We start from the raw sequence: 14479 nt of genomic DNA, 5'->3' as shown, positions 1-14479 counted from the left end.
AAAGGGGTCATCATGGAAAAATTAACCTGTTTTAAAGCCTACGATATTCGCGGCAAGCTGGGCGAAGAGCTGAATGAAGATATCGCGTGGCGCATTGGCCGTGCGTACGGCGAATATTTAAAGCCGAAAACCATTGTTCTGGGTGGCGATGTGCGTCTGACCAGTGCGTCACTGAAAAGCGCGCTGGCAAAAGGGTTGCAGGATGCAGGCGTCGACGTGCTGGATATTGGCCTTTCCGGTACGGAAGAGATCTATTTTGCTACCTTCCACCTGGGCGTGGACGGCGGTATCGAAGTGACCGCCAGCCATAACCCGATGGACTACAACGGCATGAAGCTGGTGCGCAAAGGCGCGCGTCCGATCAGCGGCGACACCGGCCTGCGCGACGTGCAGCGTCTGGCCGAAGCCAACGACTTCCCGCCGGTGAACGAAGCAACACGCGGCAGCTACAAACAGATCAATCTGCAAAAAGAGTACATCGATCATCTGCTTGGCTACATCAACGTGGCAAACCTCAAGCCGCTTAAGCTGGTGATTAACTCCGGGAACGGCGCGGCAGGCCCGGTTGTCGATGCCCTGGAAGCACGCTTTAAGGCGCTGAACGTCCCGGTCACCTTCATTAAAGTGCACAACACCCCGGACGGTAACTTCCCGAACGGTATTCCTAACCCACTGCTGCCCGAGTGCCGCGATGACACCCGCAACGCGGTGATCGAACACGGCGCCGATATGGGTATCGCCTTTGACGGCGACTTTGACCGCTGCTTCCTGTTCGACGAAAAAGGCCAGTTTATCGAAGGCTATTACATCGTTGGCCTGCTGGCGGAAGCGTTCCTCGAGAAAAATCCGGGGGCGAAGATCATCCACGACCCGCGTTTGTCATGGAATACCGTCGATGTGGTAGCGGCTGCGGGTGGCAAGCCGGTGATGTCCAAAACCGGCCACGCGTTCATCAAAGAGCGGATGCGTGAAGAAGATGCTATCTATGGCGGCGAGATGAGTGCCCACCACTACTTCCGTGATTTTGCTTACTGCGACAGCGGGATGATCCCGTGGCTGCTGGTGACGGAGCTGCTGTGCCTGAAAGGTCAGTCGCTGGGCGAGCTGGTACGTGACCGTATGGCGGCATTCCCGGCAAGTGGAGAGATCAACAGCAAGCTGGCGCTGCCGGCCGAGGCGATCGCCCGCGTAGAGCAGCATTTTGCTCTCCACGCCCTGGAAATTGATCGTACTGATGGCATCAGCATGTCGTTCCCGCAGTGGCGGTTCAATCTGCGCTCTTCAAACACCGAGCCGGTAGTGCGTCTGAATGTGGAATCGCGGGCGGATGTCCCACTGATGGAAGCGCGAACGCAGGACATTCTGGCGTTGTTGAATCAGTAAAACTTGCCCCCTCCCGAAGGGAGGGGGATCGGATAACAGGAACAACGATGACGAATCTAAGAAAGCGCGAGCGAGCCAGAACGAATGCATCGTTAATCTCAATGGTGCAGCGATTTTCTGACATCACCATCATGGTCGGTGGATTGTGGGTGGTGTGCCGGATAAGCGGACAGCCATTCTTCTACATGCATTTGCTGATGGCGTTGATTGCGCTGGTGGTGTTTCAGATGATCGGCGGGGTGACCGATTTCTACCGTTCATGGCGTGGCGTCAAAATTACCACAGAGCTGCTGCTGTTGATTCAGAACTGGACGTTAAGCCTGATTTTCAGCGCAGGGCTGGTGGCATTCAGTCATGATTTTGACACCCGTCTGGTGACGTATCTGTGCTGGTATGTGTTAACCAGCCTGGGCATGGTGGTTTGCCGTTCCCTGATCCGCTACTTCGCGGGCTGGCTGCGTAACCGGGGTTACAACACCCGCTATGTGGCCGTTGCAGGCGATTTACCGGTAGGACAGGTGCTGCTGGACAGTTTTCGCAAAGAGCCATGGCTGGGGCTGGAAGGGGTAGGGATCTACCACGATGCCAAACCTGGCGGCGTGCCTGCCGACTGGGCGGGTAATTTCGAACAGCTGATTGACGACGCGAAGGCGGGCAAGATCCACAACGTTTACATCGCCATGCAGATGAGCGATGAGTCGTACATTAAACATCTGGTGCGAGAGCTTGCGGATACTACCTGTTCGGTGATCCTCATTCCTGACGTCTTTACCTTTAATATCCTGCATTCACGTATCGACGAAGTGAACGGCGTGCCCGTTGTGCCGCTGTATGATACGCCGCTTTCAGGCATTAACCGCGTGCTCAAGCGCGTGGAAGATATCCTGCTCTCCTCGCTGATTTTACTGCTGATCTCCCCGGTGCTGTGCTGCATTGCGCTGGCGGTGAAGCTCAGCTCTCCAGGCCCGATTATTTTCCGCCAGACCCGCTATGGCATGGATGGCAAGCCGATCATGGTGTGGAAGTTCCGCTCCATGAAGGTGATGGAAAACGACAAGGTGGTGACGCAGGCGACGCAAAACGATCCGCGCGTGACCCGGGTGGGGAATTTCCTGCGTCGTACCTCGCTGGATGAGCTGCCGCAGTTTATCAACGTCTTTACCGGTGGCATGTCCATCGTCGGCCCACGCCCACATGCGGTAGCGCACAACGAACAGTATCGCTCGCTGATTGAGGGTTACATGCTGCGCCACAAAGTGAAGCCGGGGATCACTGGCTGGGCGCAGATTAACGGCTGGCGCGGTGAAACCGACACCCTGGAAAAAATGGAAAAACGTATTGAGTTTGACCTGGAGTACATACGTGAGTGGAGTCTCTGGTTCGATATCAAAATCGTCTTTCTGACCATCTTTAAAGGCTTTGTGAACAAAGCGGCGTATTAAGGAACGGTCATGAGTTTACGTGAAAAAACCATCAGCGGCGCAAAATGGTCGGCAATGGCGACCATTGTCATCATTGGCCTGGGCCTGGTGCAGATGACGGTGCTGGCGCGCATTATCGATAATCACCAGTTCGGTCTGCTGACCGTGTCGCTGGTGATTATTGCGCTTGCCGACACGCTGTCGGATTTTGGTATCGCCAACTCGATTATCCAGCGTAAAGAGATTAGCCAGCTTGAGCTTACCACGCTCTACTGGCTGAACGTGGGGCTGGGGATCACCGTCTTTGTGCTGGTGTTTCTGCTGAGCGACATGATTGCGGGCGTGCTGCATAACCCGGATCTGGCCCCGCTGATGCGTACCCTCTCTTTTGCTTTTGTGGTGATCCCGCACGGCCAGCAGTATCGCGCGCTGATGCAAAAAGAGCTGGAGTTCAACAAGATTGGCATGATTGAAACCAGCGCGGTGCTGGCGGGCTTTACCTTTACCGTGGTGAGCGCGCATTTCTGGCCGCTGGCGTTAACCGCGATCCTGGGTTACCTGGTGAACTCTGGTGTACGTACACTGCTGTTTGGTTACTTTGGCCGCAAGATCTACCGCCCGGGGCTGCATTTCTCGCTGGCGTCGGTGTCGTCGAACCTGCGCTTTGGCGCATGGCTGACGGCCGACAGCATTATCAACTACGTCAACACCAACCTGTCCACGCTGGTGCTGGCGCGCATTCTGGGGGCCAGCGTCGCGGGCGGTTATAACCTGGCCTATAACGTTGCGGTTGTTCCGCCGATGAAGCTAAACCCCATCATCACCCGCGTGCTGTTCCCGGCGTTCGCCAAAATTCAGGACGACACGGAGAAGCTGCGCGTTAACTTCTACAAGCTGCTTTCAGTGGTGGGGATTATTAACTTCCCGGTACTGCTGGGGCTGATGGTGGTTTCCAGTAATGTGGTGCCGCTGGTCTTCGGTGAGAAGTGGGTCAGCATCATTCCGGTTCTGCAACTGCTGTGCGTGGTGGGGTTGCTGCGCTCCGTTGGCAATCCAATCGGCTCGCTGTTAATGGCGAAAGCACGTGTCGATATCAGTTTTAAATTCAATGTGTTCAAAACGTTCCTGTTTGTTCCGGCGATTATCGTCGGCGGGCATCTGGCGGGTGCGATTGGGGTCACCCTGGGTTTCCTGCTGGTGCAAATCATCAATACCGTTCTGAGCTACTTCGTGATGATTAAGCCGGTGCTGGGCTCCAGCTACCGTCAGTACATTCTGAGCCTGTGGCTGCCGCTATACCTGTCTTTGCCAACCCTGGCGGTGAGTTATGGCCTGGGCGTAGTGCTGAACGGCCATCTGCCTTTAGCGGCACTGCTGGCAGTGCAGATTGCGGCGGGCGCGCTGGCATTTGGCGTGATGATCGTGCTGTCGCGCAATGCGCTGGTGGTGGAGATGAAGCGCCAGTTTTGCCGTAACGAAAAAATGAAAATGCTGCTTCGTGCAGGCTAATTTTAGAGGCCATTATGAAATTACTTATCCTTGGCAACCATACCTGCGGCAACCGTGGCGACAGCGCCATTCTGCGCGGTTTATTGGATGCAATTAACACTCTTAAGCCTGAGACAGAAGTGGATGTGATGAGCCGTTATCCGGTTAGCTCCTCCTGGTTACTGAACCGCCCGGTAATGGGCGACCCGCTGTACAGTCAGATGAAACAGCACAACAATGCGGCCGGTGTGATGGGGCGCGTAAAGAAGGTGTTGCGCCGTCGCTATCAGCACCAGGTGCTGCTCTCCCGTGTGACTGACACCGGCAAGCTGAGAAACATCGCTATCGCACAGGGTTTTACGGATTTCGTTCGTCTGCTGTCCGGCTATGACGCCATTATTCAGGTCGGTGGTTCGTTCTTTGTCGATCTGTATGGCGTGCCGCAGTTTGAGCACGCGCTCTGCACCTTTATGGCCAAAAAACCGCTGTTCATGATTGGACACAGCGTGGGGCCTTTCCAGGATCCACAGTTTAACCAGCTGGCCAACTATGTGTTTGGCCACTGTGATGCATTGATCCTGCGCGAGTCGGTCAGCCTCGACCTGATGAAACGCAGCGAAATCGACACCTCTAAAGTTGAGCACGGGGTGGATACCGCCTGGCTGGTGGAAAATCAGAACGAACATTTCCAGGCAAGCTATGCGGTGCAGCACTGGCTGGACGTCGCGGCGAAGCAGAAAACCGTGGCAATTACCCTGCGCGAACTTGCACCTTTTGATAAACGTCTGGGAACGACGCAGGCGGCCTACGAGAAAGCTTTCGCTGGGGTGGTAAACCGCTTGCTGGACGATGGCTATCAGGTGCTGGCGCTCTCTACCTGTACCGGTATCGACAGCTATAACAAAGATGACCGCATGGTGGCGCTGAACCTGCGTCAGCACATCAACGATCCGTCGCGTTATCATGTGGTGATGGACGAGCTGAACGATCTTGAGATGGGCAAGTTGCTCGCAGCCTGCGACCTGACCGTCGGGACGCGCCTGCATTCAGCGATTATCTCCATGAACTTTGGTACGCCAGCGATTGCCATCAACTATGAGCACAAATCTGCCGGCATTATGCAGCAGCTGGGAATGCCCGAGATGGCAGTGGATATCCGTCATCTGCTGGATGGATCTCTTGCCGGGATGGTTGCAGATACGCTGGGGCAACTTCCGGCCATTAATGAACGCCTCGCGGTGGCGGTAAAACTGGAGCGCGAAAAAGGTATCGGGATGGTGAAATCTGTTCTCGACCGTGTCGGGGAGGGGAAATGAAGGTTGGTTTCTTCTTACTGAAATTTCCGTTGTCGTCAGAAACCTTCGTCCTGAACCAGATAACCGCGTTTATCGATATGGGGTATGACGTGGAGATTATCGCCCTGCAAAAGGGCGATACGCAAAATACCCATGCGGCGTGGACCCAGTACGGGCTGGAGGCAAAAACCCGCTGGTTACAGGACGAGCCGCGTGGGCGGTTGAGCAAACTGCGTCATCGCGCCGTTAAGACATTGCGGGGGATCCATCGCCCCGCGACGTGGCGGGCGTTGAACATTTCGCGCTACGGTGCTGAGTCGCGCAACCTGATCCTCTCGGCAATTTGCGGGCAAACGCCACGGCCATATCAGGCGGATGTGTTTATCGCCCACTTTGGCCCGGCGGGTGTTACCGCAGCGAAATTACGCGAGCTAGGCGTTATTGACGGTAAAATCGCGACCATTTTCCACGGAATTGATATTTCAAGCCGTGAAGTGCTTAACCACTACACCCCGGAGTACCAGCAACTTTTCCGCCGGGGCGACATGATGCTGCCGATCAGCGAGCTATGGGCCGGGCGCCTGAAAAACATGGGATGCCCGGGGGAGAAAATCACTGTATCGCGCATGGGCGTGGATATGGACCGCTTCACTCAGCGCCCGGTCAAGGTGCCGGGGAAACCGCTGCAAATCATCTCTGTTGCGCGCCTGACTGAGAAAAAAGGGTTGCATGTGGCCATTGAGGCCTGTCGGCAGCTGAAAGAACAAGGGGTGGCGTTCCACTATCGCATTCTGGGTATCGGCCCGTGGGAACGCCGCCTGCGTACGCTTATCGAACAGTATGAGCTTGATGGCTATGTCGAGATGCCCGGTTTCAAACCGAGCCATGAAGTCAAAGCCATGCTGGATGAGGCGGATGTTTTCCTGCTGCCTTCCGTAACCGGCACGGATGGTGATATGGAGGGGATCCCGGTTGCGCTGATGGAAGCCATGGCGGTAGGGATCCCGGTGGTATCGACGTTACACAGCGGTATCCCTGAGCTTATCGAACCTGATCACTCCGGCTGGCTGGTGCCTGAAAACGATGCACCGGCACTGGCCGAACGTCTGGCAACCTTTAGCCATATTGCCCAGCAGGACCTGATCCCCGTACTGCATAACGCGCGCCGGAAGGTAGAGGCTGAGTTCAACCAGCGCGTGATAAACCGCGAACTGGCCTGCCTGTTACATACGCTTTAACGCCGAGGTTGTATGCTGAAAAAAATTACCCGACGCTCATTTATTTCGGCCTGCTCTGTGCTGGCCGCAACCCCGTTGTTCTCTTCTCCGGTTGCCAGGGCGGCCGGCAGCCGCACGGTGAACATCAACCAGTACAACAACCATGACTGGATAGCCGCGTTTAAGCAGGCATTTGCCGAAGGCAATACCGTGGTGGTTCCCGCTGGCTTCACCTGTGACAACATCAATACCGGCATTTTTATTCCTGAGGGTAAAACGCTGCTGATCCGCGGGACGCTGACGGGCAATGGACGTGGTCGCTTTGTGTTACAGGATGGCTGCCAGGTGATTGGCGAAGCGGGGGGGCGTAGCGAGAATATTACCCTGGACGTTCGCGGATCGAATTGTGTTATCCGCGGGCTGGCGATGAGTGGTTTTGGCCCCGTTACCCAGATTTATATTGGGGGTAAAAAGCCACAAATTATGCGTAACCTTATTATTGATGACATTACTGTGACGCAGGCGAATTACGCTATCCTGCGCCAGGGATTTCATAATCAGGTGGCAGGCGCGCGCATAACCAACAGCCGTTTTAGTCATTTACAGGGGGATGCCATCGAATGGAACGTGGCCATTAACGACCAGGATATCCTGATCTCTGACCATGTTATCGATAACATCAACTGTACCAACGGCAAGATCAACTGGGGCATCGGCATCGGTCTTGCCGGAAGCACCTATGACAATGATTATCCTGAAAAGCAGGCGGTGAAGAATTTCGTGGTAGCGAATATTACCGGCAGCAATTGCAGGCAATTAGTCCATGTGGAAAACGGCAAACACTTTATTATTCGTAATGTAAAAGCCAAAAATATCACCCCTGATTTCAGTAAAAAAGCGGGGATCGATAATGCCACGGTAGCTATTTACGGCTGCGATAACTTTGTTATTGATAATATTGATATGGTCAATAGCGCTGGCATGTTAATTGGCTATGGGGTAATTAAGGGAGATTATCTTTCGATACCGCAGAACTTTAAAATCAATGATATTAGCCTGGATAATAGGCAGCTTGATTATAAGTTGCGCGGTATCCAGATATCATCCGGCAATGCCACCTCTTTTGTCGCCATCACCAACGTCAACATGACGCGCGCCACCCTCGAACTTCACAATAAACCTCAACATCTTTTCTTACGCAATATCAATGTGATGCAAGAGTCCACCATCGGTCCGGCACTGAAGATGAACTTTGATCTCCGCAAGGATGTCCGCGGCAAATTTATGGCCAAAGAAGAGACGTTGTTGTCTCTGGCAAACATCAAGGCAGTAAATGAGAAGGGGCAAAGTTCGGTAGATATTGACCGGGTTGATCAGCAAATCGTGAATACGGATCGGCTAAATTTTAGACTGCCGCACGGTTAACCCGGATTTTGCTATTTTGCGATAATTCCTGGTATGAATCCACGCGTGATTCAGAATGCAACTACTGTAATTTGTGATGGTAAAGCGTAATATCACCTGAAGGTTATGGTAAATCATGCTGGCGAAAACAGGTTAAAGAGCTATAATTCGTCAACCATTTTAAGGTGGAAGAAATAATGATTAATTTGAAAGCAGTCATTCCGGTGGCGGGCCTGGGTATGCACATGCTGCCAGCCACGAAGGCAATTCCTAAAGAGATGCTGCCAATCGTTGATAAGCCAATGATTCAGTACATCGTTGACGAAATTGTTGCCGCAGGGATCAAAGAAATCGTTCTGGTGACGCACTCATCCAAGAATGCCGTAGAAAACCACTTCGACACCTCTTATGAACTCGAAGCGCTGCTTGAGCAGCGTGTTAAGCGCCAGCTGCTGGCCGAAGTTCAGTCCATCTGTCCTCCTGGCGTGACCATCATGAACGTGCGTCAGGCGCAGCCACTGGGCCTGGGGCACTCCATTCTTTGTGCACGTCCTGTCGTGGGTGACAATCCATTTATTGTTGTGCTGCCAGACATCATTCTGGACAACGCAACCGCCGATCCGCTGCGTTACAACCTCGCCGCTATGGTTGCCCGTTTCAATGAAACCGGCCGCAGCCAGGTTCTGGCTAAGCGCATGAAGGGCGATCTGTCCGAATACTCCGTCATCCAGACTAAAGAGTCCCTGGATTCTGAAGGTCAGGTGAGCCGCATCGTTGAGTTCATCGAAAAACCGGATCAACCACAGACGCTGGATTCCGATCTGATGGCCGTTGGCCGTTATGTTCTGAACGCTGATATCTGGGCCGAGCTCGAGAAGACGACTCCTGGCGCATGGGATCGTGTTCAACTGACTGACGCCATTGCAGAGCTGGCGAAGAAACAGTCCGTTGACGCCATGCTGATGACCGGCGACAGCTACGACTGCGGTAAGAAAATGGGTTACATGCAGGCGTTTGTGAACTACGGAATGCGCAACCTGAAAGAAGGGCAGAAGTTCCGCGAGAGCATTAAGAAGCTGTTAGAAACCTATGAGTAAACGACCGTTTTGATGGCGTAGTAAAACAGGAGACTACCCTGAAATTTCAGTGTGGTCTTTTGTCTTATATAAAGCATACAAACCCGATTTTAGATTTTGGCATAAACGCTGCCAAATACCTTATTGCTAATCTCGCCTGCAACTGAACGACACATGCAGTCCGGGAAATATCAATTTCGAATATTGCTTCTGGTAGCGTAAGCCAGGGGCGGTAGCGTGCCTTTTTTACACACAAACCCGTATTGAGCAAAGCAGGAGAAGCAGGATGTTACTTCCAGTGGTGATCGCAGGAGGAACAGGGAGTCGACTTTGGCCGATGTCTCGAGAGTTGCAGCCCAAGCAATTCCTTTCATTCCATCAGGGGGGGTCAATGCTGCAAAACACGATCTCGCGTCTGAATGGGCTGGACGTGGCAGATCCGATTGTCATCTGTAACGAAGATCACCGTTTTCTGGTGGCGGAACAGTTAAGGCAAATGCACAAACTGGCCGGCAACATCATCCTTGAACCTGTTGGTCGTAATACTGCTCCGGCTATCACTCTGGCTGCCTTACATGCGCTGGAAACAGGGGAGGACCCTGTGATGTTAATTCTGGCAGCCGACCACCTCATCGCCGATAACACGGCATTCCATTCGGTTATTACCGACGCAATTCCTTTCGCCGAAGACGGAAAACTGGTTACGTTTGGCATCGTGCCAACGCAACCAGAAACCGGCTATGGCTATATTCAGCGCGGCGAAGTACAGCACGCGGGGAATTCAACGGCCTGGAAAATTAAGCGATTTGTTGAAAAACCCGATCAGGCAACCGCGGTTTCTTACCTCGAAAGCAAAGAGTACTTGTGGAACAGCGGCATGTTCATGTTCCGCGCTTCTGCTTATCTGAACGAAGTGGCGAAGTTTTGCCCGTCGATCCTCGATGCCTGCAAAAATGCCATGCAGCAGCCTGTCAACGATCTCGACTTTATTAAACTCGATAAAGAGATTTTCAACTGCTGCCCTTCAGATTCAATCGATTACGCTGTGATGGAACATACCGAATTAGGTATTGTGACGGCAATGGATGCTGGCTGGAATGACGTGGGTTCGTGGTCCGCTCTGTGGGAAACCTCTGCCCATGATGCGCAGGGTAATGCGCTGATTGGTGATGTCTTTACCCATAAAACGCGTGATTGCTATATTCGCAGCGAAGGTAAACTGACGGCGGCGTTAGGGGTCGATGACCTGATTATCGTTAATACCAAAGACGCGCTTCTGGTATCCCATAAAGATAATGTCCAGGACGTTAAAGTTGTCGTAGAACACCTTAAAGCGAATGCGCGAAGCGAATGCCGTGAACATACTACGCGCTATATGCCGTGGGGCCATGTCGAAACCCTGGTGCGTGATGCTCGATATAAAGTGAATCGCGTAACCATTATTCCTGGCGGTGAGCTCTCTCTTCAGTTGCATCATCATCGTATTGAGCACTGGGTTGTCCTGACCGGGACGGCATTGATTGGCGTTGAAGGTAATGAAATTTATCTCACTGAAAATGAGTCAACGACCATTCCAGTTGGTAAAAAACATAAGCTGTCGAATCCTGGAAAAATAAATCTGGAGATTCTGGAAATTCAGTTTGGTAGTTATTTGGGCGAAGATGACGTACTAAGGATTTCGTAATGGACGATAAAAATAATAACAAGTTAACCTGTTTTAAAGCCTATGATATCCGTGGGAAATTAGGTGAAGAGCTTAATGAAGATATCGCCTGGCGTATTGGCCGCGCTTATGCACAGTGTCTGGGACCAAAACAGGTTGTCGTGGGCGGCGATGTGCGTCTGACCAGCGAGTCATTAAAGATGGCGCTGGCAGAAGGGCTGATGGATGGCGGTTGTGATGTCCTTGATATCGGGCTTTCCGGAACAGAAGAGATTTATTTTGCCACCTTCCATTTGAACGTCGATGGCGGAATTGAAGTGACCGCCAGCCACAACCCCATCAACTATAACGGGATGAAGCTGGTTCGCAGCGGCGCCCGTCCAATCAGCGGTGACACCGGTTTAAGAGACATTCAGCGCCTGGCGGAAGCCAACGACTTTACCCCCTATGAAAGCAAAGGGAGCTACAGGAAAGTCACTATTCTGAATGAGTATGTTGATCATCTGCTGGGCTATGTGAATCTCGATAATTTCCGTATCTCGCCAATGACGCTGGTCATTAACTCCGGGAATGGTGCTGCGGGACACGTCATTGACGAAATTGAACGACGCTTCAAAACGGCAGGTTTGCCGGTTGAATTCAATAAAGTTCATAACGACCCGGATGGTACGTTCCCGCACGGCATTCCTAACCCCCTGTTACCTGAAGCGCGCCAGGATACGGCAAATGCTGTATTAGCCACTCAGGCGGATATGGGTATCGCGTTTGACGGTGATTTTGACCGCTGTTTCCTCTTCGATGAAAAAGCAAATTTCATCGAGGGCTACTATATTGTCGGGCTCTTAGCGGAAGCGTTCCTGAATAAGGAGCCTGGCGCGAAAATCATCCACGACCCGCGACTCACATGGAACACTGTTGATATTGTTGAGACGGCGGGTGGTATCCCTGTGATGTCTAAAACCGGACATGCATTTATCAAAGAGCGTATGCGTTCAGAGAACGCGGTTTACGGTGGTGAAATGAGTGCCCACCATTACTTCCGGGAGTTTGCCTACTGCGACAGTGGAATGATCCCGTGGCTTCTGGTCGCTGAGCTTGTTTTAACTTCTGGTTCTTCACTGGGCTCGCTGGTGAAATCTCGTATTGCCAGATTCCCTGTTTCGGGTGAAATCAACCGTAAAGTGGCAAATGCCACAGCGCTAATCGCAGATATTGAGGCTCGTTATTCATCACAGGCCATTGATATTGATTATACGGATGGTCTGAGCATGTCGTTCCCCGACTGGCGTTTCAACATCCGTACGTCTAACACAGAACCGCTGCTGCGCCTTAATGTTGAAACGGATGCCAACTGGGATTTGATGGAAACAAAACGAGATGAGCTGTTAGGGCTGATAAATAGCTAAATTATTAGAGTGCTTAATCGCGTGGGAAAATAGTAATGATAGAAGTGTTATTAGCAGCGTTAGGTTTAATTTTCTTTTTTATTTTCCTCGCGCTTCCCTTACACATCAGGCTGTTGATGGTGCTGGTGTGTAGCGTTCCACAGTTATATCTGGTGCAACTGGGTGGGGCAGATGTCCCGCTTGCGTTTTTGCTCCCTGCACTGCTTTTGCCCGAGTTGATAATTAATGCAAACCGGTTCTTAGCCAAACCGACGAACATCGCGCTTCTGGGGCTGATTTGTATTAGTACCTTGAGTCTTGCGTGGTCGGTTGAAAAATCGATGGGCATTCGCGATATTGCTTACCTGACTGAGTTTATCGTGATTTCCAATGCCATCTATGTACTGGCATTAAAAGACCGGATAGCGCTTTATAAAACCATCAATGTGATGATATTTTTTATTTGCTTACAGGCAATTACCGTCATCATATTCAGGTTGAATGAATCGCTGGAACTGGCGATAGTTCTTTCTCCGGTAAGTAAATTTACCATGGGAATGAACACGCTTCAGGGATTACTGGATGGGGTCAGGAATAATTTCTACGATCCGGTAAAAGCGGGCGGTGTACTGTTTGTCAATGCCAACGCTGCGGCATGTTATGCGGGTATTTCATCCTTTATGGCATGGGGTATTTATAAAGCGTTGAAGTCCAAAATAACGCTGCTTATGGCGATTCTGCTGTGGTTGACCGTCTTCTTTACCGGGTCAAAAGCGGGTGTGCTCTTTGCCGTGCTGATCCCAGCTTTTATTTTCTACCTGAAATTACAACGTTCGACAAAGGTGGTTGTCGGCTCGGTTGGAGCCTCTTTTGCCATTATTTTGATTGCTATTAGCGTTATTTTCAGCGTTGTTGAGCAGAGCGGCTTCTTGCAGGAGTCAACCGACACAGCTGAAGCGCGCTATCAAATCTGGAATTACGCGTTCAATGCATTCTTAAACAACCCGTTGATGGGGCAAGGTTTCGGCGGCTGGGAAGTGGATTACAGTCAGCACAGTGACTATTTCCTTCCACCGCACAACACCTTGATCTATCTCTGGTCAAAGTCCGGGGTGATTGCCTCTATTATGGGAATAGCTTTTATTCTGGGCAGCATTGGTATTGCATTACGCGCAATCAAAAACGCCAGCGCAGAACAGAAAAATATTGGTTTCGCGTTATTAATGGTGCTCTCCTGGTTGTTTGCGCATGGTTTTGGCGAAAACTTTGGCCTGATTGGTGAACCGCATCAGATGATGGTATTAGCCGTCATGCTGGGGTTATGTATGGCAGGTAACGTACAGATAACTCGAAAAATAAGAGATAAGAATGAAAATGGTCGGTATTTTCAGGGGCCAACTATTTAAAGGTTCAGCGGTTTTCATTCAGCAGCAGGCTGAGGCTCCTCAGCACTTTGAAAAGTGCTATGTCGGCAGGCACGTCATCGGTAAAAAACTGAGGGCGCGATTGCCTGTGTATTAAATGAATGCTGGGAACTGCATAATTCGTCAGCAAAAAGTTAAAAACCAGGGCGATAAATTTATCAGTGTTTCCAATGTCATCGCCCAGTAAGCCCTGAGCCACGGCTTCCCTGAACATAAGATATGTCCAGCACGATATCGGTATTGATGTTGATAAATACCAACCTCGCGAAAGAGAAGACGATCAGGGTATTATCCGGCATGTGGCGAGCCTGGTTGAAAAAAAGCTGCCGTTTTAATTAGCGCCATTAATCCTTGAGCAAAACGCCATCTTCATTGGCGTTTTGCCACACAAAGATGTTATTGCATGGATGGCTAAAACCAGCATACTGGCCAAAACTGGGGATGCAGAAGGCCTGGGAATGGTGCTGCTGGAAGCAGCAGTAACGGGCGTGCCGGTGATTGGTATCCGTCATGGCAGTATCTCAGAAGCCATCATCGATGAGCAACCCGGCTTTTTTGGTCACTGAACGTGATGATATGCAGTTGGCCGACAGAATATCATTCCTGCTTAATGACGAACAAAAACGCGCTGAAATGGGCAGGAATGCACGTAACTTTATCAGCGAAAAATTCAATTTATCGACGTAAACCTTAAAGTTAGAAAAATTTATCAGGAACTGATTC

At 51.5% G+C, this 14479-nt stretch carries 12 protein-coding genes; 11 read left to right on the top strand and 1 reads right to left on the bottom strand.

The annotated features are described in order from the left end of the window. Nucleotides 1-12: 12 nt before the first annotated feature. The 10 genes from cpsG (N1249_RS14270) (at nucleotide 13) to N1249_RS14225 (ending at nucleotide 13738) form a co-directional block, all read left to right on the top strand. On the top strand, nucleotides 13-1383 hold the full coding sequence (gene cpsG / locus N1249_RS14270) for a colanic acid biosynthesis phosphomannomutase CpsG (RefSeq protein ID WP_259830281.1): 1371 nt from the start codon (nucleotides 13-15) through the stop codon (nucleotides 1381-1383). Between the two features lie 47 nt (nucleotides 1384-1430). Then, nucleotides 1431-2825 (top strand): undecaprenyl-phosphate glucose phosphotransferase, encoded by a 1395-nt coding sequence (gene wcaJ, locus N1249_RS14265; RefSeq protein WP_259830280.1) that lies wholly within the window; start codon nucleotides 1431-1433, stop codon nucleotides 2823-2825. Nucleotides 2826-2834: 9 nt separating this feature from the next. Next, complete coding sequence (gene wzxC, locus N1249_RS14260) at nucleotides 2835-4313, top strand: colanic acid undecaprenyl disphosphate flippase WzxC (protein WP_259830278.1); 1479 nt, start codon at nucleotides 2835-2837, stop codon at nucleotides 4311-4313. Between the two features lie 14 nt (nucleotides 4314-4327). Next, nucleotides 4328-5608: a colanic acid biosynthesis pyruvyl transferase WcaK gene (gene wcaK, locus N1249_RS14255; RefSeq protein ID WP_259830277.1), complete on the top strand. Its 1281-nt coding sequence runs from the start codon at nucleotides 4328-4330 to the stop codon at nucleotides 5606-5608. After that, the gene (gene wcaL, locus N1249_RS14250) at nucleotides 5605-6825 is read left to right on the top strand and encodes a colanic acid biosynthesis glycosyltransferase WcaL (protein ID WP_259830276.1); all 1221 of its coding nucleotides are present in this window, start codon (nucleotides 5605-5607) and stop codon (nucleotides 6823-6825) included. Before wcaK ends, wcaL begins: the two co-directional genes overlap by 4 nt. Nucleotides 6826-6837: 12 nt before the next feature. Beyond that, the gene (wcaM, locus tag N1249_RS14245; RefSeq protein ID WP_259830274.1) at nucleotides 6838-8229 is read left to right on the top strand and encodes a colanic acid biosynthesis protein WcaM; all 1392 of its coding nucleotides are present in this window, start codon (nucleotides 6838-6840) and stop codon (nucleotides 8227-8229) included. Between the two features lie 176 nt (nucleotides 8230-8405). Then, nucleotides 8406-9305, top strand: coding sequence for a GalU regulator GalF (gene galF / locus N1249_RS14240; protein ID WP_259830272.1), 900 nt, complete (start codon nucleotides 8406-8408; stop codon nucleotides 9303-9305). A 265-nt stretch (nucleotides 9306-9570) separates the two neighbouring features. Beyond that, nucleotides 9571-10968, top strand: a complete 1398-nt coding sequence (locus tag N1249_RS14235; RefSeq protein ID WP_259830270.1) for a mannose-1-phosphate guanylyltransferase/mannose-6-phosphate isomerase — start codon at nucleotides 9571-9573, stop codon at nucleotides 10966-10968. After that, nucleotides 10968-12353 (top strand): phosphomannomutase CpsG, encoded by a 1386-nt coding sequence (gene cpsG / locus N1249_RS14230; RefSeq protein ID WP_259830268.1) that lies wholly within the window; start codon nucleotides 10968-10970, stop codon nucleotides 12351-12353. The genes N1249_RS14235 and cpsG (N1249_RS14230) overlap by 1 nt, the downstream gene beginning before the upstream one ends. A gap of 35 nt (nucleotides 12354-12388) precedes the next feature. Continuing rightward, nucleotides 12389-13738: an O-antigen ligase gene (locus N1249_RS14225; protein WP_259830266.1), complete on the top strand. Its 1350-nt coding sequence runs from the start codon at nucleotides 12389-12391 to the stop codon at nucleotides 13736-13738. A gap of 4 nt (nucleotides 13739-13742) precedes the next feature. On the opposite strand, the gene N1249_RS14220 is transcribed toward N1249_RS14225, so the two are convergent. Continuing rightward, the gene (locus N1249_RS14220; RefSeq protein ID WP_259830265.1) at nucleotides 13743-13970 is read right to left on the bottom strand and encodes a hypothetical protein; all 228 of its coding nucleotides are present in this window, start codon (nucleotides 13968-13970) and stop codon (nucleotides 13743-13745) included. 193 nt (nucleotides 13971-14163) lie between these two features. Between N1249_RS14220 and N1249_RS14215 the strand changes: the two genes are divergently transcribed. Beyond that, nucleotides 14164-14322: a glycosyltransferase gene (locus N1249_RS14215; protein ID WP_259830262.1), complete on the top strand. Its 159-nt coding sequence runs from the start codon at nucleotides 14164-14166 to the stop codon at nucleotides 14320-14322. Nucleotides 14323-14479: the final 157 nt, after the last annotated feature.

Origin of the sequence: Enterobacter sp. CP102 (assembly GCF_025152625.1) — a bacterium.
GTDB classification, from domain to species: Bacteria; Pseudomonadota; Gammaproteobacteria; order Enterobacterales; family Enterobacteriaceae; genus Enterobacter; species Enterobacter soli.
Note: the sequence above shows the minus strand (reverse complement) of the source record. Positions and strands in the feature narration are given on the sequence as shown.